The organism is Streptomyces coryli (genome assembly GCF_011044975.1).
In the GTDB taxonomy this organism is placed as follows: Bacteria; Actinomycetota; Actinomycetes; order Streptomycetales; family Streptomycetaceae; genus Streptomyces; species Streptomyces coryli.
Genome location: NZ_JAAKZV010000040.1, coordinates 25908 through 45153, shown reverse-complemented (window position 1 = coordinate 45153; position 19246 = coordinate 25908). Strand labels below are relative to the sequence as shown.

Sequence of the window (19246 nt, the reverse complement as noted above, 5' to 3'; positions counted from 1 at the left end):
CCGGTGGCCGGGGCCGCGGGGTGGCGATCAGTCCGGCTGCCGCCAGCCGGCGGACATCGAGCAGCGTGTGGAAGGCGGGGCGGGCAAGCAGCCGTGCGATCACGGAGGGCGTGCGCTTCCCGTCGGCGGCATCCAGCACCGTGCGCTGCCGGCGCCCGATCATGGGCGGCCGCGGCGGGTCGCGGCGGACCACCGGCACCTGGTCGAGTTGCGGATGCGGCCACAGGGAGGCGAGCAGCTCGGCCCTGCGCGCCGACTCCCGCAGCAGCGATGGCGCGGTCACCGGGCAGACCGGACCGAGCCAGTGCGCCACGCCGGCGCGGAAGCGGCGCGCCGTGCTGCCCGCGGCCAGCGCGAAATACGCCGCGTCGTAAACGGCGCTGAGGTGCAGCATCTCCAGTACGGGCGCCCCCACCCGGCCCGAGTCGACGAGATGCCGGGCGACGCCGTTGCGCGCCCCGGCCGCGTCGATCGCCTCCTGCCACCGGTCGGCCGGCAGCAGTCCGCCGCCGATCAGCAGCGCCTCGACACCCGGCGCGGCGGGGCTCTCGGCGTGCACCACGGCGCCGTCGCGGAGGAAGACCGTGCCGGCGTCGCACAGCACCGCCCCGCTGGCCCGCTCCTCGGCGAGCCGCAGCAGCAACTCCCCGGCCATCAGGCCCCCACCAGGCGTTCGGCGACGCTCCGCATCCGGATCCGCGCCAGCGCGAGGTTGCCCGTGCTGCGATCGAGCCGCAGATGCACGAACACGCCGCCGTCGAAGGCGGCGTCGACAAAACGCAGCACGTGATACGCGGTGCGCGTGGTCACGATGACGTCCTCCACACCGGAGTCGCCGGGCCGGTGGGCACTGCCGCCCGGGTCGTCGCCGCCCGCGAACGCCGCGTGCTCGATGGCCATCCGGGCCAGTTCCGCCGTCTCCACGGCGGTCTCGTCCGCACTGCCCCGCGGCGTGGCTCCAACAGCCGCCAGCACGAACCCGGTTGCGCACTCGACCACCGCCGCGTTGCGCGCACCGGGCAGGGCCATGGCCTCATGCAGGTGGTCCTCCATCGCGGACACCCGCCCCTCCCCTCACCGCTGCCCCCACCCCTTGCGGAAGCGGTGCCGAGGAGGTTATTCAGAAGTGGCCTGAAAAGGTGAAGTTACTGATTACACCGATAAGGGTGTGCATTCTGTGCTAACAGCAGCGTGCGGTGCCCGCCCGTACGGAGGGGGTCGGCCATGACGGCGTACTCGGCCACGCTGGCCATCGACGAGGAGCTGCGGGCCCGGCGGAGAGCGGGCGAGAAGGTCCTGCACCTGGGGTTCGGCGAAGCCGGGCTGCCGGTACCGGCCGCGGTCGCGGCGGAGCTGGCGGAAGCGGCGGGACGTAATGGCTACGGGCCCGTGGCCGGGTCGCCCGAGGCGCGGGCGGCAGCGGCCGGCTTCTTCGCGCGCCGGGGGCTCGCCACGGAGCCGGAGCAGGTGCTGTTCGCGCCGGGGAGCAAGGCGCTGCTCTACGCGCTGATCCTCGCGCTCCCGGGCGATGTGGTGCTGCCGCGGCCGTCGTGGGTGAGCTATGCCGCGCAGGCGGCGCTGGCGGGGAAGCGCACGCTGGGCGTCCCGGTCCCGGCGGAGGCGGGTGGCGTACCCGACCCGGACCTGCTGGCGCGGGCGCTGCGGGACGCGCCGGACGCCGGGATGCTGGTGCTCACCGTGCCCGACAACCCGACCGGGACGGTGGCCCGCCCCGACCACGTAGGCGCGGTGTGCGAAGTGGCCGGCCGGCACGGCCTCGCGATCATCGCCGACGAGATCTACGGCGAGCTGGTGCACTCGGGCGCCCGCGCCCCCAGTCCGGCGGAATACCTTCCGGAACGCACCGTCGTCACCACCGGGCTGAGCAAGTCCATGGCGCTGGGCGGCTGGCGGATCGGCTGCGCCCGGCTGCCCGCGGGCGCCTGGGGCGAGCGGCTGCACGCCGAACTGACCGGGATCGCCAGTGAGATCTGGTCCAGCCTGGCCGCTCCGATGCAGGCTGTCGCCGCGCACGTGCTGGCCGAGCCGCCCGCGATACGGGAGCACATCGCCGCCGCCCGCCGGCTGCACGGCGCCGTGGCGCGGGCCGTGCACGCCGAGTTCACGGCCGCGGGCGTGAACTGCCGCCCGCCGGAGGCAGGGTTCTACCTCTACCCGGACTTCGAGCCGCTACGGCCCCGGCTCGCCCGGCAGGGAATCGACACCGGCGCCGCCCTCGCGGCGGCACTGCTGAACCGGCACGGCGTCGGCGTCCTGCCCGGCGAGGCCTTCGGCGACGCGCCCGAGGCGCTGCGCGTGCGGGTGGCCACGAGCCTGCTGTACGGCGATACGGACGCCCGCCGCTGGGAGTCGCTGCGCAGCGACTCCCCCGCCGGTCTGCCGTGGGTCGCCGGCTCGCTGGCCCATCTGCGGGATGCCCTGACGGCGCTCAGAGGTTGATCACGCGGACATGCGGGGCGAACTCCCGTATCGCCGTGCGCACGATGAGCTCGCAGGCGCCGTCGTTGGTGCCGAGGGCGGCGGCGGAGCGGTAGGCAGGGACGGCTGTGAGCGCTTTGAGCTCGACCGGTCGGAGCGGCCAGGGCACGATGACGGGCGTCGTCCCGCCGTCCTGCGTGGTCAGCAGCAGCTGGACGGGCATCTTTCCCTTGTCGGCGGCCGCCCGGCGGACGGACGTGACGTCACTCCACCGGTAGTACGCCGCGTGCTGCGTCTTCGTGCCGCCCACCGTCTTGCGATGCCGCTCGACGCGGATGCCCCCGCTGTCGAACGTCGCGGTCGGCCGGCCGACGAGGGCGGGCACCAGCGCGAGGACGTACAACAACGCGCCCAGGCCCACCACACCGAACCCTGCGGCGACATCGCCCTCCGATATGTATCCCGCGCCCACGGCCGGGGCCAGCACTAGCAGGACCAGGCGCCAGAAGCGCCAGGTCCCCCCGGTCCACTGCGACGCGAAGACCACCGGGGGCGCCGCGGCAGCAGCCGCCTCCCTCGTGGGCGGCAGGACGTCCTGCACGGGCGGCGGCGGCAGGTCGCGGACGGGCGCCGCCCTGCCGGTCAGCTCCGCGAGGATCGCGGCCGGCGTCGGCCGGTCCTCGGGCCGCTTCTCCAGGCACGCCGCTACGAGCCGCCGCAGCTCCGCCGGCACCGCACTCACGTCCGCCGCCTCGTGCACCGCCCGGTACATCAGCGCCATGAGGTCCCCGTCGCCGAACGGCACGCCGCCGGCGGCCTGTACGAGCACCGCCCCGAGCGCGAACACATCGCAGGCCGGGCCGATCCGGCCGGGGTCGCTGATCTGCTCCGGCGCGAGGAAGCCGGGCGTGCCCACCACCCCGGCCGCCGTGGTCAGCCGCGTCTCGCCGAGGGCCCGGGCGATGCCGAAGTCGACGACGCGGGGGCCGTCCGCGGCCATGATGATGTTGGAGGGCTTCAGGTCCCGGTGCACCAGGTCGCAGGCGTGGATGGCGCGCAGCGCCTCCGCCAGGGCGGCGCCGAGGCCGCGCAGCCGGGACTCGTCGAGGGGCCCGTCGCGGTGCAGCAGCTCGCCCAGCGACGGGCCGGGGATGAACGCCGTGACCATCCAGGGCAGTTCGGCGTCCGGGTCGGCGTCGACGACGGGCGCGGTGTGGAAGCCGCCGACCTTACGGGCCGCCGCGACCTCGCTCCGGAAGCGGTCCCGGAAGCGCGGATCGGCGCCCAGCTCCGGCTTGGCGAGCTTGACCGCCACTTTCCGGCCGCCCGGCGAACGCCCCAGGTAGACCTTCCCCATGCCGCCCTCGCCGAGGACGCCGTCGAGCTCGTACTCGCCGATCCGGCGCGGATCGCCGGCCCCCAGCGCACGCATCCCCCGAAACCCCCTGCTCCCCAGCCGCCGCACGGTCGCCGGACAGCGTAACGGAGCGGCTGCCGCCGGGGCCGGTCAGGCGTAGCCGAAAAGCGGGGGAAAGAGCAGGGCCACGGCCCAGCCCCATGCCGCGTAGACCGGCAGGTACGAGGTCTGCCAGCGTTCGAGCGCAGAGAACGGCTGCCGGTGGCGGATGAAGGACAGCAGCAGCCAGGCGGACCACGCCAGGTTGGCGAGCAGGATGACGTTCTCGCCGAGCGCCGCGGTCTTGTTGGGCGTGGTGCCGTACTCGGAGATGCGCCCGGCGATCTCCACCAGGACCAGCACGTCGATGGCGAGGGCGGCGGCGACGAGGGCGAGTTGCAGCCGGTCGAAGAGGCCGGGCGGGGCGAGCGGTTCGCGGGCCGAGATGGAGTACAGCAGCAGCCCCAGGACGACGACCAGGAGGAGGTCGAAGAGGATCAGCGCTTCGCGCTCCACGTCGATGCCGGAGCTGTTGAAGCCGAAGGTGATGAGGAAGGCCAGCAGGGTGGCGGCGAACAGCGGGGTGAACAGCCGGGCGAGCACGGGCGCGATGTTCTCGACCACGCTCTGCTTGGCCTCGACGAGCCAGCCGGCCACGACGACCGCCGCCGCGGCGCCGCAGGGCAGCAGCCACTGCTGGATGGCGTCCTCCGGGACGATCCCGATGGCCCGGAAGGTCCCGAAGGTGAAGGCGGTCAGCACCCCGCCGCCGGCGGCCATGAGGGCGAGATAGACGAACCATTCGCCGGTGAAGCGGATGAAGTCCATGTGCCGGCGTGACGAGCGCAGGTCGTCGGCCACGTAGGCCAGACCGACCGCGAACCACAGGGCGATCGTCAGGTGGATGGCCGTCAGCACCACCGACTGGGAGTCCTCGGCGAGCGGATACACATTGGCCGCCACGGCGCCGAGCGCGAACAGCCCCACCAGCACGCCGATCAGCGCCGGTCCGACTTGCCGGCGCCAGGCCAGGAAGGCCGCCAGCCAAGGCAGCGCGAACAGGGCGATGTTGCGCCCGTAGAACCCGGCATCGTCCGCCAGGCTCATCCCGAACAGCGCGGGCAGCTTGACGGATACCGCCGCGCCCGCCGCGCAGACCACCAGCGCGAGCAGGTCGCGGCGGGCGCGGGAGTCCGCCGCCGGGCTGTCGGCCTCGCCGGTCAGCACCAGCTGCTTCCACAGCCGTTCCGAATGTTCCCGGGCGAACTCGCGGGACAGCTCGTCGAGGCCGCCCATGCGCTTGACCGCGACCAGGAACGCCTCTTCCGCCCGCAGCCCGAGCGCGGTGAGCTCCTCGACGGAACCCCGCAGGTGGTCCTCCAGCTCCTCGGCATCGGACGTCCGCAACTCCGGCCGCCGCTGCACGTAATGACGCCATTCGGCGAACTGGGCCTCCAGCCCGCCGCGGTCATCCAGCGCGGTCATGCCAGCCCCTCCAGCGGTCGTGCCGTTCGCGTCCCCAGATCACCGGCGTCCTGCCAGACCTTCTTCAGGGCGTCCACCACCGTGTCCCACTGGCGGCGCTGTTCGGCAAGCTCGGCCAGGCCGCCGTCCGTGATGCGGTAGTACTTGCGCCGCCGCTCACCGGCGACCGCCTGCCAGGCCGACTCCACGTGCCCGAGGCGCTCGAGCCGGTGCAGCAGCGGGTAGAGCAGCCCCTCGGTCCAGTCCAGCTCGCCGCCGGACAGCTCGCTGATCCGCTTGAGGATGGCGTACCCGTAGCTCTCCCCCTCGGCCAGGATGCCCAGCACGATCGGCGTCGCCGATGCGGCGACCAGATCCTTGGTGACTTTCACGGGGCCTCCTCCGGGGGCTGCATGCCTAAGTCCGCGATGCATAGTACCGCTAGGTATTACGCCGCACAACGGGCTCACCCGATCGTGGACTCGACGCGAAGGGAACGCGTGTTCTATTCTCGGCGGAGTCGATACAAGCGGAGGTGCGTGCGATGCGCTGGCAGAACCTGAGCCAGGACGGAGCCGGGGACGGTGCGGCTGCTCCCGCCCTCTTCGGGACGGATGTGGTGACGCGGACCTTCGACACCCCTGAGTTCGCAGGCATCACCTTCCACGAGGTCCGCGCCCGCTCGATCGTCAATCGCGTGCCGGGCGCATCCCGGATGCCCTTCGACTGGACCGTGAATCCGTATCGCGGCTGCTCACACGCGTGCGTGTATTGCTTTGCGAGGAAGACGCACAGCTATCTCGACCTCGATACGGGCCAGGGCTTCGACTCGCAGATCGTGGTGAAGGTCAACGCCCCGGACCTGCTCCGCCGCGAGCTGCGTTCCCCGCGCTGGCACGGCGATCACATCGCCATGGGCACGAACGTCGACTGCTATCAACGGGCCGAGGGCCGGTACGCGCTGATGCCCGGCATCCTCTCCGCCCTCCGCGACTACGCGAACCCGTACTCGATCCTCACCAAGGGCACCCTCATCCTCCGCGACCTCCCGCTGCTCCAGCAGTCCGCGGAGGTCACCGAGGTCGGCGTCGCCGTCTCCGTCGGCTTCCTCGATCAGGGGCTGTGGCGCACGGTCGAGCCCGGGACGCCCGCGCCGCAGCGGCGCCTCGACGTCGTCAGGACGCTCACCGACGCCGGGATCCAGTGCGGGGTGCTGATGGCGCCGGTGATCCCGTTCCTCAGCGACTCCCCGGAGCAGCTCGAGGCCACCGTCCAGGCGATCGCCGCGGCGGGGGCCACATCCGTAACGCCGCTGGTGCTGCATCTGCGGCCGGGGGCGCGGGAGTGGTTCATGAGCTGGCTCGGGGCGCATCATCCGCATCTGGTGCGGCGGTACGAGCGGATGTACGCGTACGGGGCCTACGCGCCCAAGTGGTATCAGCGGCGGATCACGCGGCAGGTGCACGAGTTCGCGGAGGCGGCCGGAATAGGGCCCTCCGGGCGGGGCGTCGCGCGGCGCCTCCCGGAGCCGGAGCGGCCGTCGGACACCGCCGAGGCCGCTCCCACCCAGCTGACGCTGCTGTGATCAGCTCCCGCTGCCGTAAGGCCGGGTGATGATCTCCAGGTTGTGGCCGCTGGGGTCCGGGAAGTAGACGCCGCGGCCGCCGTCGTTATGGTTGATCTCGCCGGGCTGCCGGTGGCCGGGGTCCGCCCAGTATTCGATCCCGGCCTCCTTGATGCGCCCGAAGATCTCGTCGAACTCGGCCTCCGTGACGATGAAGGCGTAGTGCTGCTCATTGATGGGGTGGTACGGGTCGGCGTCCATGAAGTCCAGGGCGACGCCATTGGCGGTGACGACGGGCAGGAACGGGCCGTACTGCGGCCCGACCTCGAGGCCCAGGATGCCGGCGACGAATTCCGCCGACTCCTTCTTGTCCCGCGCGGCGACGATGGTGTGATTCAAATCAACGGCCATGACCGGACATTAACCGCGCCCCGCGCTCGCGTCACCCCGGCGTACGGACCATGAGGTCCAGCGCGCAGCCACCCGCCCCGAGCCGTAGCCGCACGCGACCCGGCGGCGCGTCCGAGTCGATCTCCGGATAGTCGTCGGCGGAGACCCGGAGCACGAGCCGGTGGCCGGCGGCGAGGCGGTAGTGCGTCGGCCACAGGTGCACGTCGAGGTCGTGATCGCGGCCGGGGGTAACGGGGGTGAGTGCCGTGTGGCCGCGGCGGTGGCTCGCCTTCAGCCAGCCGGCCGTGATCCAGGTGGTGCTGCCGTCGGGCGCCCGGTCGTAGAGGATCGTCGCGATATTGCCGTCGGTGGCGGTGAAGGCCGCGCGGATACGGGCCGTGGCGTCGCCGGCGAGCACCGTGGCGTGGCGCAACGGCGGGGTGGAGAAGGTCAGTTGCTGGTGCGGTCCGGGGGCTCCCGTGCCGGTGTTGACGTCGAAGCCGGTGGTGGCCGGGCGGCCGGAGCCGGTGTGGAGCGAGCCGTCGGCGCGCAGGCTGAGGGTGCGGCGGCGGGCGTCGGGCGGCGGCCACTGGCCGAACTGCTGCCAGCCCGCGCCCGCGCCGGGACCCGGCACCTCGTACGAGGTGATGTGCGCGGCGGGCAGGGGCGCCCGCGCGTCCGCGGCCAGCCAGCGGTCCCACCAGGCGAGGTAGCCGCCGGGGCCGATGCCGGCGTACTGGCCCTGCGGTGAGCCGTGTTCCCAGGGGCCGGAGACCAGCCAGACGTGGTCGGGGCGGGCCAGGTAGTTCTGCACCATGCCGTCGCGGTAGCGGTCGTACCAGCCGTTGATGCCCAGCATGGGGATGGTGAGCGCGTCCCAGCGGGTCTTCACGCTGCGGTCGCGCCAGAAGTCGTCGTGGAGCGGGTGCTCGGCGTAGCTGGTGAGGGTGCCGGGGGCCCACTGGCGCTGCCAGTCGCGGATCCGGGCGGAGTAGATGCCGCCGCGGTAGATGGTGTTCTCGTACCAGTCGGAGATGGCGTTGACCGGGATGATCGCCTTCAGCGACGGGGGGCGGTTGGCCGCGGCGAGGACCGTGGTGTGGCCGCCGTAGCTGACGCCCATCTGCCCGATGCGGCCGGCGCAGGCGGCGTGCCGGGCGAGCCATTCGATGGCGTCGTGGTTGTCGCGCTGCTCCTGCGGGCCGAAGGGGTCGACGGTGCCCGGCGAGGCGCCCGCGCCGCGCACCTGGCAGACCAGCGCGAGGTAGCCGCGGCGGACGAAATAGGCGGCGTCGGTGCCGAATTGCTCCAGCGAGGGGGCGTACGCGGTGTACTCGTACACGATGCCGGGGAAGGTCCCCGCCGCGGGCCGGCCGGTGGCGTCGGCGGGGCGGTAGAGCTGGGCCGCGAGGTGACTGCCGTCGCGCAGCGGGACCTTGACGTCCTCGCGGACGACGCCGTAGGCGGCGGGGCGGTCGTAGGCGAAGAACGGGTCGGGCGGCCCTCCGGTCGGCTCACCGGCGATCTGCCCGGCCGACGCGCGGGCGGCGGTCGCGGGTGCCAGGGCCGCGCCGATGCCGGCGGCCGCGCCCAGGGCGCAGAGAGTCCGGCGGGAGAGCGCCGGTTGCGGGTGACGGTCGGGTACGGACTCGGGCTCGGGCATGCGCAGGCGTTCCCTTCGTTGGTCGTGCCCTCAGAGCGATATCGCGCCGGTGGCCAGCGCCGCCGCCGTCATCACGAGCGTGGTGCCGAACGCCCAGCGGAAGATGAACCGTTGGTGCTCACCGAGCTGGACGCCGCTCATCCCGAGCAGGATGAAGGTGGAGGCGGTGAGCGGGCTGAGCGGGAAGCCCGTGGTCATCTGGCCGAGGATCGCGGCCCGGGCGATCTCCTCCTGCCCGGTGCCGAAGCCGGCCGCCGTCTCGGCGAGCACCGGCAGCACCCCGAAGTAGAACGCGTCCGGCGTGAAAGCAAGGCTGAGCGGCATCCCGGCGATGGCCACCAGCGGCGGCAGATGGCCACCGAAGGAGTCGGGGACCACGTCCACCAGCGCCTGCGCCATCTCGGTGATCATCTTCGTCTCGGTGAGCACGCCGGTGAACACCCCCGCCGCGAAGATCATGGTGGTGACCAGCACCACGCTCCTGGCGTGCTTCTCCAGCAGCGCCTGCTGCTGCTCCCAGGTCGGGTGGTTGACCAGCAGCGCCACCGCGAAGGCGAGCGCGAACAGCACCGGCAGCGGCATCACTTCCATGACGAGGGCGACGAGCAGCACCACGGTGAGCGCAGCGTTGAAGACCATCAGCCAGGCAGGCGGCCGCGTCTCGGCGGCGGGCAGCAGCGGGGTGCCGGGGCCGTCGCCCGGCAGCGGGGCGACCTGCGGGCCGGCGGGCTCGGCGCTCGCCTTGCTCTCCTCGCTCGACTCGCTCTCCCCGCTCTCCCCCGCCAGCCGGCGTCGCTCCCGCCGCCCGATCCAATACGCCGCCAGCAGCACCCAGAGGATCCCGACCCCCATCGCGGGCAGCACCGGCGTGAAGACCTCCGAGCTCTCCAGCTTCAGCGCCGCCATCGCCCGGACCGTCGGCCCGCCCCACGGGACCATGTTCATCACGCCCGCGCCCAGGCAGACCACGCCTGACAGCACCAGTGGGCTCATCCGCAGCCGCCGGTAGACCGGCAGCAGCGCGGAGACCGTAATGAGGAATGTCGATGCTCCGTCGCCGTCCAGGGCCACGCACATCGTCAGCACCGCCGTGGCGACCGCGACCCGCGCCGGGTCGTTGCGCGCGAACTTCAGCAGCACGCGGATCAGCGGGTCGAAGAGGCCCGCATCGACCATGAGCGAGAAGTACAGCACCGCGAAGGCGATCATGATGCCGGTCGGCGCCACCGTGGTGAGGCCGGTGAGCACCATGTCGCCGAGGTCGCCGGCGTGGCCGCCGACGAGGGCGGCGAGGACCGGGAGCAGCACGAGCGCCACCAGGACGGAGACCCGCTTCGTCATGGTGAGCAACAGGAACAGGCCGATGGTGAGGAATCCGAGAGTCGCCGGCATGCGGATGAGTGTCGAAGCGGCGACAGATCGGCGTCCAGCATCAAACCGAGATGTGTTCATGCGTTGTCCGCATCAATCCGGCTGTCCGGCGCGGCGATAGCGACCTACGCTCACCGGCCATGGACACCACCCTCCGCCAGCTGAGCGCGTACGCCGCCGTCGCCCGGGCCGCCAGCTTCACCGCGGCCGCCGCGCAACTGCACGTCTCCCAGTCCTCGCTCAGCCGCGCGGTCGCCGACCTGGAGCGGCAGGTCGGCGCCCAGCTGCTGGAACGGGACACCCGTAACGTCCAGCTGACCGCCGCGGGCGTCGAGGCGCTGCGGATAGCCGAGCAGATCGTGAACGCGCACCGGTCCGGCATGAAGGAGCTGCAGCGCTTCCTGCTCGGCGAGTCCGGCACCGTCGCCGTAGCCACGCTGCCGTCGGTCGCGGCGGTGCTGCTGCCCGGGGTGATCTCCGGCTTCCGCGAACGGCGGCCGCGGGTGGCGGTGCAGATCATGGACGGCCTGGAGCAGTCGGTGCTGGGCCGGGTGCTGGCGGGCGACGCCGACTTCGCGATCACCACCGGCGAGCCGTCGGGTCAGCTGGAGCACCGCCCGCTGGTCCGCGACCGGTTCGTGGCGGTGCTGCCCGAGGGGCATCCGCTGGCGGAGCGGGGCGAGCAGGAGGCGGTCGGCTGGGAGGAGCTGGCCCGCGAGCCGTTCCTGGCGGTCGGCCGGGAGTCGAGCGTACGGCGCCTGGTGGACGCGGCGTTCGCGCAGGTCGACGCGCGGACCGCGCCGGCCGCCGAGGCGGGCAGCGTGGCCACGGTCGGCGGCCTGGTGGCGGCCGGACTCGGCGTCACCGCCCTGCCCGCGCTCGTCCTGCCGCTGCTGGGCGCCGGCGCCCTGGTGCACCGGCCGCTCACCGGCCCGGTCGTCGACCGCCGCCTGGACATCGCGCTACGGGCCCGCCGCCCGCTGCCGCTCACGGCGCAGCACTTCCTCGACACCTTGCAGGCGTTCCGCGCCGAAGAGCGCCCGCTGCCGCCGGGGGTGACCTGGGCGTAGCAGCCCGGCCCGCCCTCGATTCATGCGCAAGTCGCATGGATTCATGGAGATTTCTTGCTGGACGGGCATTCCCCGGCCTGGTCACCCTGAAAGCCGCTGGAAGCGAGCACAGGGAGCGCGATGGTGGCGGACGAGCGTGGGCAGGGCGGCGGGCAGGGGCAGTTGAGCGGGCTGAAGGTGGTGGAATTCGCGCATGTGGTGGCCGGGCCGCTGGCCGGCTCCATGCTCGCCGACCAGGGCGCCGACGTCGTCCACGTGGAGCCGCCGGGCACCGGCGACGCGGCCCGCGCGATGGGTCCCGTAAAAGACGGCCACCCGCTGTGGTTCAAGGTCGCGGGCCGCAACAAGCGCTCCGTCACCCTCGACCTGCACCACGCCTCGGGCCGCGCCCTCGCCCACCGCCTCGTCGCCTGGGCCGACGTCGTCATCGTCACCCTGCGCGCCGGCCGGCTGCGCGCCTGGGGCCTGGACTGGGAGGCGGTGCACCGCCTCAACCCCAGGGCGGTGCTGCTGCAGATATCCGGTTACGGGGCCACCTCCACCCGCGCCGACGAGCCCGGCTTCGGCAAGGTCGGCGAGGCGCGCAGCGGGGTCGTGCACCTGACCGGCTTCGCCGAAGGACCGCCCGTGCACACCGGCTTCTCGCACGGCGACGCGGTCACCGGCCTGATGGGCGCGTACGCCGTGCTCGCCGCGCTGCACCGCCGCGAGACGGACCCCGGCTTTGAGGGCGAATGGATCGATCTCGCGCTCTTCGAGCCGCTGTACCGGCTCATCGAATGGCAGGTCATCGTGCACGACCAGCTGGGCAGCGTCCCGGAACGCTCCGGCAACCAGCTCGCCGTGGCGCCCGCCGCCGTGATCAACACCTACCGTTCCGGCGACGGCGAGTGGATCACCGTCACCTCCGCGACGGTGCGCTCGGTGCGTAACGTCGCCCGCCTCCTCGGCTGGGACGAGACCGAATTCGCCACCTCCGAGCAGCAGTACGCCGCCCGCGGCCGCCTCGACGACGGCCTGCGCGCCTGGGTCGCGGAGCGCACCGCGGACGCGTGCCTGGCGGCCTTCGCGGCAGCGGAGGTGGTGGCCTCGCGGGTGTTCAGCGCCGCCGACATCGCCGCCGACCCCGTCTACGCCGAGCGCGCGGACATCGTCACGGTGGCCGACGCCGACCTGGGGCCCGTACGGATGCAGGCGGTCCTCCCGCACTTCCGGCAGCAGCCAGGGAAGGTGTGGCGCACCGGTCCGGCCCTCGGCCAGGACAACGACCTCGTCTACCGCGAGTGGCTGGGCCTCGGCGAGGGCGAGCTGGCGGAGCTGGAGGAGCGCGATGTCATCTGAGCCGGCCGCCCGGACGTCATCTGGGCCGGCCGCCCGCGCCCTTCTCCGGTCCCTGCTTTTCGTCCCCGGCAGCCGTACGGACCTGCTGCCGAAGGCGCGCGCCTGCGGGGCGGACGCGGTCATCCTCGACCTGGAGGACGCGGTCCCCGAGGACGGCAAGGCGGCTGCCCGCGACCAGGTGGCCGCGGCCGTCGACGACGCGGACGGCGGCCCGGCGCTCTTCGTACGGATCAACCCGCTCGACCGCTGGGCAGCCGCCGAGGAGCTGCGCGCCCTCGCCCGTCCCGGCCTCACCGGCATCGTGCTGCCGAAGGTCACCGGCCCTGACGACATCCGCCTGGCCGACCGCCTGCTCACCTGGTCGGAACGCGAACACGGCCTGCCGTACGGCCACTTCGCCCTGCTCCCGCTGCTGGAGACGGCCACCGCCCTGCACGCCGCCCGCGACTGCGCGGCGGCCGCGCCCCGGGTCGCGTACGCGGGCGCGGTCACCGGCGCCGGCGGTGACGTCGAGCGCGCCATCGGCTATCGCTGGAGCCCGGAGGGCACGGAGACGTACCACCTCCGCGCCCGCGCGCTGCTGGACGTGCGGGCCGCCGGCGCTCCGCACCCGGTCGCGGGGCTGTGGACCCGCGTCGGCGACCTCGACGGGCTGCGCACCTTCGCGGCGCAGAACCGTTCGCTCGGCTACGCCGGGATGATGGCGATCCACCCGAGCCATGTCCCCGTGATCAACGAGGTGTTCACCCCCGCCCGGGAGGAACTCGACCGCGCCGCCCGCCTGATCGCCGCCGTCGAGCAGGCGCGGGCCCGCGGCGCCGGCGCCGTGGCCTTCGAGGGCGAGATGGTCGACGAGGCGATGGCCGCCACCGCCCGGGAGCTGCTGCGCCGGCACGCCGGACGGTGAGCGCGGGGGCCGCGGACCGCGCCCCCTCAGGCGCTGGAGCTCGACGGCGGCGCCTGCCGCCAGATCCGGGCGAGCGCCTCCGCCGCCGTGTCCCGCAGCTCCGGGAAGACCCGAGCCGAGGTGAGCACCGGGATCGCCCGCTCGTCCGCCGCCGCGCCGAGCCCGGCGATGCAGGCGTTCGCCACCGGCCAGTGGTGGTCGGGCCCGCGGACCAGCCGCTCCAGGGTGCTGATCAGCGCCGGCACCGACTCCGGTGCCCGGAGCCGGCCGAGCAGCAGGACGGCGTGCCGCGCGTAGGAGGTGCGCAGCGGGTTGGTGGCGAGCGCGGCCGCGGCGCGGGCGGTGCGCGGGTCGCCGAGTTTGGCGAGAGCGTCGGCGGCGGTCGCGCCGCGGGCCGGATCGCGGTAGTTGAGCAGCAGCACGAGCGTTTCGAAGGCGCGCCGGTCGCCGGCCGCGCCCAGCGCGTACGCCGCCACCTCGCGCGCCCACAGCGGCTGCGCGGGCGCGTCCAGATATCCGGCGAGGGTGTCGCGGGCGGTGGAGTTGACGGCCGCCGCCCGCGCCAGGGAGACGACGCGTTCATAGGCGGCCCATGCGGCATGTCCGTGCAATTCGGCTTGCACCCGGCGTGTCAGCGCTGTGAACTCGTCGTCCATACCGCCCCCTTTTAGGTGTTACGCCCCTCAGGGTAGGGAAATCCGCGCCCGCTGAGAGCCCATGACCGGCCATTTCTTCACCCCAAAGAGGTGCCGGGTACGTGCCCTGCTTCACAACCGCTCATATGTGAGGCCCCCTGGCGCATTTGGCTACTGCTGAGTTAACGTCGAAGACACGGACGCCCTGGAGCGTCCGTGCGGCTGGTGACGCAGCCGCCAAGCTTGCAGTCGGTTCGGCGACTTTTCAGTACGGCCCGGCCCCGGGACAGGGCCGGTCGCAGCTCTCCACCCTTCACGAGCCCCGCCATGGGCGTGTGCGTTGCCATGGCCCGGGCTCGACCCCTCATCAGTCGCCATGCCCCGCCGCCGGGGCGAGACTTGCAGCTTGGAGTCCGCGATGGACCGTAATGTCCCCTTCCCCGTTGTCGCCGTCGTCGGCCTTGGCACCATGGGCACAGGTATCGCCGAGGTGCTGGCCCGCGCAGGCCGCGAGGTCATCGGCATCGACGTCAGCGAGGCCGCCGCCGCGCAGGCGGTCGCCGCGCTGGAGCGCTCGACGGCCCGCGCCGTGGAGCGCGAGCGGCTCACCGGCGCCGAACGCCGCGACGTCCTCGCCCGGTTCCGTACCTTCTCCGACATCCAGGCGGCCGCGGACGCGGACCTGGTGGTCGAGGTGGTGCCGGAGAGCGAGGAGCTGAAGCGGGACGTCTTCGCGTCGCTCGACCGCGTGCTGCGCCCCGACGCGATCGTGGCCACCGGCACCAACGCGCTGTCGGTCACCCGCCTCGCCGCCGACTCCGCCCACCCCGAACGCGTCCTGGGCCTGCACTTCTTCAACCCCGCCCCGGCGATGAAGCTCGTCGAGGTGGTGTCGTCGGTGCTCACCGACCCGCAGGCCGTGCAGGCGGTGACCGCGCTCGCCCGCGAGCTCGGCAAGGAACCGGTCGCGGTCGGCGACCGGCCAGGCTTCGTCGCCGACGGGCTGCTGTTCGGCTATCTCAACCAGGCCGCGGCGATGTACGAGTCGAAGTACGCGACCCGCGAGGACATCGACGCGGCGATGAAGCTGGGCTGCGGCCTGCCGATGGGTCCGCTGGCGCTGCTCGACCTGATCGGCGTCGATACGGCCCGGACGGTGCTGGAGGCGATGTACAAGGCATCGCGCGACCGGCTGCACGCGCCCGCGCCGATCCTGGGGCACCTCAGCGCGGCGGGGCTGACCGGCCGGAAGGCGGGCCGCGGCTTCTACACGTACGAGACGCCGGGCAGCGCCACGGTGGTGGCGGATGCCGAGACCCCGGCCGCGGGCGGCGCCGGGCAGGCGCCGGCGCGCGAGGTGCGCAGCGTCGGGATCGCCGGGTCCGGGACGATGGCGAGCGGGATCGCGGAAGTGTTCGCGAAGGGCGGTTACGACGTCGTCCTCGCGGCCCGTTCGCTGGAGAAGGCCGAGTCGGCAAAGGCACGTATCGCCAAGTCACTTCAGCGCTCTGTCGACAAGGGCCGGATGTCCGCCGAGGCCCGCGAGACGGCGCTGGAGCGCATCGCGCCCGTCGGCTCCCTGGACGGCCTCGCGGAGGCCGACCTGGCGGTCGAGGCGGTGGCCGAGGACCTCGAGGTGAAGCAGCAGCTCTTCGCCACCCTCGACAAGATCTGCAAGCCGGGCGCGGTGCTGGCGACGACCACGTCGTCGCTGCCGGTGATCGCCTGCGCGCGGGCGACGAGCCGCCCGCAGGACGTCATCGGCATGCACTTCTTCAACCCCGCCCCGGCCATGAAGCTGGTCGAGGTGGTCCGCACGGTGCTCACCGCCGACGACGTGCACGCGACCGTCCGCGAGGTCACCGGGCGGCTCCGCAAGCACCCGGTGGACTGCGGCGACCGGGCCGGTTTCATCGTGAACGCGCTGCTGTTCCCGTACCTGAACAACGCCGTGAAGATGGTCCAGGAGCACTACGCGACTCCCGACGCGATCGACACCGCGATGAAGCTGGGCGGCGGCTATCCGATGGGGCCCTTCGAGCTCCTGGACGTGGTCGGCCTGGACGTCTCGCTCGCCATCGAGCGGGTGCTGCACCGCGAGTTCCGCGACCCGGGTCTGGCCCCGGCGCCGCTGCTCGAGCACCTGGTGGCGGCCGGGTGCCTGGGCCGTAAGACCGGGCGGGGCTTCCGGGAGTACGCGCGGCGCTGACCTCGCGGCGAGCGGCGGGCCGGGGCCCGGGACGGCCCGGCCACCAGGCAATGGAGTACGTTTCCCACCGACCTATGGAGTACGTTCCAGTCATGTCCCAGCCCCAGCCTGCCGCCGCCCAGAAGACGTCCGCCGCCCGCACCACAGCCGCGGGTCAGAGACTCAAGATGCGCCGCGAGCTCGCGGCGGCAGCGATGGAGCTGTTCGCGACGAAGGGGTACGAGGCGACCACCGTCGACGAGATCGCGGCGGCGGCCGGGGTGGCCCGGCGGACCTTCTTCCGGCACTTCCGCTCCAAGGAAGAGGCGATCTTCCCGGACCACGACGACACCCTGGACCGCGTGATCGCGGTGCTCGACGCGGCCCCCGCGCACGAGAACCCGCTGGACACGATCTGCCGCGGGATCAAGGAGGTCATGCGGATGTACGCGGCCTCCCCCGCGGTCTCGGTGGAGCGCTACCAGCTCACCCGCGAGGTCCCGACGCTCCGCGAGCGCGAGATCGCCTCGGTCTCGCGCTACGAGCGGGTCTTCACCCGCTATCTCCTCGGCCACTTCGACGAGGGCGCCCACCGCGACGGCGACGACGACCCGCTGCTGGCGGAGGTCGCGGCGTCCGCGGTGGTCACGGCGCACAACCACGTCCTGCGCCGCTGGCTGCGGGCCGGCGGCCAGGGCGATGTGGAGGGCCAGCTCGACCACGCCTTCGAGGTGGTCAGGGAGACCTTCGGCGCGGGCATCGGCCGCCGCGGCCGGGTCTCGGGCTCCGGCGGGGCGGCGACGACGGCCACGGCGCGGAGCTCCGACGAGGTGCTGGTGACGGTGACCCGCACGGACGCGCCGCTGAGCGAGGTCATGCGCACGATCGAGAAGGCCCTCAAGCACCCTTCGGACTGATCCGCCAGGTCCCTGCCTCGTTGTACGCCGAGTCGTAGATCGTCTCGGCGGTGCCCGGCGTGAGCTCGTAGTGGCGGAGGCTGCCACCCCAGTAGCGCAGGATGCGACCGAGCTCGCCGGCGGCGTCGGCGCGGAAGGTGTCGGCGGACAGGTCGACCTCGAGAACGAACTTCGCGTTTTCCATGCCTTCAACGGTCTCATTGAACCGTGCGGTGAAGGTTTTACGGACCGCGCCGCAGGATGCCTGGGCGAAACCTTCAAACGCCGGGTAAGCGCTAGCTCCTCCGCAAGTCCTTCGTCCTGACGAAGACCGGCCCGTCATCGACGGCCCGCTCCTGGTGCCCCGCAGGATCCAGTAGCCGGGGTCCTTGCGCGGCTTGTGGAAGCCGTTGTGGCTGAGCACCAGCTCGTCGGTCCCGTCCGCGTCGAGATCCGCGCCGTACACCTCCCGGGCGAAACCGGACGCGTAGCCCTTGCGCTTCGCATCGCCGGCGAGGGCGAGTTCGTACGCGTCGATACGGGTGCCGCTCACCGACACTTCCCCGTGCATCCGGTCGCCGACGGTGTCGCGCATGGCGACGTCGGCCCGCCGGTCGCCGTTCCACTCGCCCGCGACGCCGCCGGGCACCCAGCCGCCGGTCAGGCTGGTGGACTTGCGGCCCTCGCCCGGTCCGTCCGCGGCGCCGTAGACGATGCTTCCGCCCGCCTCGCCGTCGTAGGAGTTGGCGCCGAGGATGTCGTCGCGCCCGTCGCCGTTGAAGTCCGCGGCCAGGACGGGCGTGTCACCTTCGGTGATGCCCGGTACGGAGCCGGCGTTCTCGAGGCCCTCCTTGGTGCCGCGGTAGTACGTGGCGTCGTCGAGGTCGGGGGCGTCACCCTCCAGACGGCCGTCTTCCTCCCCGCATTCGGCCTTGGTCACCAGGTCGTCGCGCCCGTCGCCGTCGAAGTCACCGACGACGGCGTGCGCCACCGGCACCCAGCCGTCGTAGCCGACGTCGATCCGGGTGGTGGTGCGGGGCCGCGCGCCCGCCCGGTTCAGCGGGCCGTGCAGCACGGTGGCCCACTGGCGCTTGCCCTTGTGGTCGGACTCGGTGGCCGCCGGGCCGAGGGTGAGGAGGTCGAGGGCGCCGTCGCCGTCGAAGTCGCCGATGGCGGTGATCTTGCCGAACTTCCCGGGGAGCTCGGTGACCTCGCCGACGCCGTCCGGGCCGCTCCAGACGACGCGCTGCACCGGGACCGTGTAGCCCTCGGTCTTGTTCCCCTCCGCGCGCCGCTCGCCCTGCAGGGTCTGTACGACGGCGATGTCGGCGTAGCCGTCGTCGTCGAGATCGCCGGTGCGGGCGGTGGGGGCCTCGCCCGGGAACGGCTCGAGGCCTTTCGGGGCGGGCAGAGGGGGCAACGGCTCGGCGCGGCGGAGGGCGGCGGCCGGGTCCTTGCTGCCCGGCCGGGCGAGGGCCACGTGATCGCCGATCACGGCGTCGGCGTGGCCGTCGCCGTCGATGTCGTCGCGGTTGGCCTCGCCCGCGTCCCGCTCCCGGGACTTCGACCAGCCCGGCAGCGGGTCCTCGCCCCGCTCGACCGCCTGGTCCACCGAGCAGCCGGCGAGGCTCAGCAACCCCGCGGTGCACAGACCGGCGAGCGCTACGGACACGAGGCGGCTGCGAAGTCCGGGCATCCGGAAAGGATGCACCAGGCCGACTCGGTCACCCCAGCGGTACGCCGGAAAGATTGCTGGCACCCAGTGTCTTGTCAGCTGGCACCGCGTGCCATACGGTGAGGACATCCGGGCGGCCGGCTCGTAGCGCAACTCCGCGAGCCGGCTGTCCCAGCCAGCGCACCCGCTGGCCCGCCCGGTCCCCCCGGTCCCGTCACAGACCGGAACGAGCGCCATCGCGCTCGCC

At 73.0% G+C, this 19246-nt stretch carries 17 protein-coding genes; 7 read left to right on the top strand and 10 right to left on the bottom strand.

What is annotated here, in order from left to right; all coding sequences use genetic code 11:
• Positions 1–655: transcriptional regulator (locus G5C51_RS12360; protein WP_165236420.1), on the bottom strand; the 655-nt coding region annotated here is incomplete at its 3' end.
• On the bottom strand, positions 655–1053 hold the full coding sequence (locus G5C51_RS12355) for a hypothetical protein (protein WP_206313744.1): 399 nt from the start codon (positions 1051–1053) through the stop codon (positions 655–657). The genes G5C51_RS12355 and G5C51_RS12360, both read right to left, overlap by 1 nt.
• Positions 1054–1224: 171 nt before the next feature.
• Here G5C51_RS12355 and G5C51_RS12350 point away from each other — a divergent pair, with 171 nt between their 5' ends.
• Positions 1225–2460 carry a pyridoxal phosphate-dependent aminotransferase gene (locus G5C51_RS12350; protein WP_165236415.1) on the top strand — a complete coding sequence of 412 codons (1236 nt, stop codon included), beginning with the start codon at positions 1225–1227 and terminating at the stop codon, positions 2458–2460.
• Here G5C51_RS12350 and G5C51_RS12345 read toward each other — a convergent pair.
• From G5C51_RS12345 to G5C51_RS12335, 3 genes are all read right to left on the bottom strand, one after another.
• Positions 2450–3871: a serine/threonine-protein kinase gene (locus tag G5C51_RS12345; RefSeq protein WP_165236413.1), complete on the bottom strand. Its 1422-nt coding sequence runs from the start codon at positions 3869–3871 to the stop codon at positions 2450–2452. The two genes, G5C51_RS12350 and G5C51_RS12345, sit on opposite strands and share 11 nt — an antisense overlap.
• Before the next feature lie 75 nt (positions 3872–3946).
• A complete protein-coding gene (locus G5C51_RS12340; protein WP_165236411.1) occupies positions 3947–5320 on the bottom strand; it encodes a permease prefix domain 1-containing protein in 1374 nt (457 codons plus the stop codon).
• Positions 5317–5691 (bottom strand): helix-turn-helix transcriptional regulator, encoded by a 375-nt coding sequence (locus G5C51_RS12335; RefSeq protein WP_165236409.1) that lies wholly within the window; start codon positions 5689–5691, stop codon positions 5317–5319. Before G5C51_RS12335 ends, G5C51_RS12340 begins: the two co-directional genes overlap by 4 nt.
• A 152-nt stretch (positions 5692–5843) precedes the next feature.
• Between G5C51_RS12335 and G5C51_RS12330 the strand changes: the two genes are divergently transcribed.
• Positions 5844–6884, top strand: coding sequence for an Rv2578c family radical SAM protein (locus G5C51_RS12330; protein ID WP_165236407.1), 1041 nt, complete (start codon positions 5844–5846; stop codon positions 6882–6884).
• On the opposite strand, the gene G5C51_RS12325 is transcribed toward G5C51_RS12330, so the two are convergent.
• Genes G5C51_RS12325 through G5C51_RS12315 form a run of 3 tightly spaced genes read right to left on the bottom strand, consistent with a single transcriptional unit; the run spans position 6885 to position 10368 of the window.
• A complete protein-coding gene (locus G5C51_RS12325; RefSeq protein ID WP_165236405.1) occupies positions 6885–7274 on the bottom strand; it encodes a VOC family protein in 390 nt (129 codons plus the stop codon).
• A 31-nt stretch (positions 7275–7305) separates the two neighbouring features.
• Positions 7306–8916, bottom strand: coding sequence for a CocE/NonD family hydrolase (locus tag G5C51_RS12320; RefSeq protein WP_165236403.1), 1611 nt, complete (start codon positions 8914–8916; stop codon positions 7306–7308).
• Between the two features lie 30 nt (positions 8917–8946).
• Positions 8947–10368 (bottom strand): CitMHS family transporter, encoded by a 1422-nt coding sequence (locus G5C51_RS12315; RefSeq protein WP_165236401.1) that lies wholly within the window; start codon positions 10366–10368, stop codon positions 8947–8949.
• A gap of 59 nt (positions 10369–10427) precedes the next feature.
• Here G5C51_RS12315 and G5C51_RS12310 point away from each other — a divergent pair, with 59 nt between their 5' ends.
• The 3 genes from G5C51_RS12310 (at position 10428) to G5C51_RS12300 (ending at position 13605) form a co-directional block, all read left to right on the top strand.
• The gene (locus G5C51_RS12310; protein ID WP_165236399.1) at positions 10428–11357 is read left to right on the top strand and encodes a LysR family transcriptional regulator; all 930 of its coding nucleotides are present in this window, start codon (positions 10428–10430) and stop codon (positions 11355–11357) included.
• Between the two features lie 123 nt (positions 11358–11480).
• Entirely contained in the window at positions 11481–12698 is a 1218-nt protein-coding gene (locus G5C51_RS12305; protein WP_338118110.1) for a CaiB/BaiF CoA transferase family protein, read from the top strand.
• Positions 12688–13605, top strand: coding sequence for an HpcH/HpaI aldolase/citrate lyase family protein (locus G5C51_RS12300; protein ID WP_165236395.1), 918 nt, complete (start codon positions 12688–12690; stop codon positions 13603–13605). Before G5C51_RS12305 ends, G5C51_RS12300 begins: the two co-directional genes overlap by 11 nt.
• 26 nt (positions 13606–13631) lie before the next feature.
• On the opposite strand, the gene G5C51_RS12295 is transcribed toward G5C51_RS12300, so the two are convergent.
• Positions 13632–14261 carry a HEAT repeat domain-containing protein gene (locus G5C51_RS12295; RefSeq protein ID WP_165236393.1) on the bottom strand — a complete coding sequence of 210 codons (630 nt, stop codon included), beginning with the start codon at positions 14259–14261 and terminating at the stop codon, positions 13632–13634.
• A gap of 397 nt (positions 14262–14658) precedes the next feature.
• Between G5C51_RS12295 and G5C51_RS12290 the strand changes: the two genes are divergently transcribed.
• Positions 14659–16449: a 3-hydroxyacyl-CoA dehydrogenase family protein gene (locus tag G5C51_RS12290; protein WP_165236391.1), complete on the top strand. Its 1791-nt coding sequence runs from the start codon at positions 14659–14661 to the stop codon at positions 16447–16449.
• 74 nt (positions 16450–16523) lie between these two features.
• Positions 16524–17345, top strand: a complete 822-nt coding sequence (locus tag G5C51_RS12285; protein WP_165236389.1) for a TetR family transcriptional regulator — start codon at positions 16524–16526, stop codon at positions 17343–17345.
• Here G5C51_RS12285 and G5C51_RS42975 read toward each other — a convergent pair.
• On the bottom strand, positions 17326–19020 hold the full coding sequence (locus G5C51_RS42975) for a VCBS repeat-containing protein (RefSeq protein WP_240929587.1): 1695 nt from the start codon (positions 19018–19020) through the stop codon (positions 17326–17328). The genes G5C51_RS12285 and G5C51_RS42975 overlap by 20 nt on opposite strands.
• Between the last annotated feature and the right edge of the window lie 226 nt (positions 19021–19246).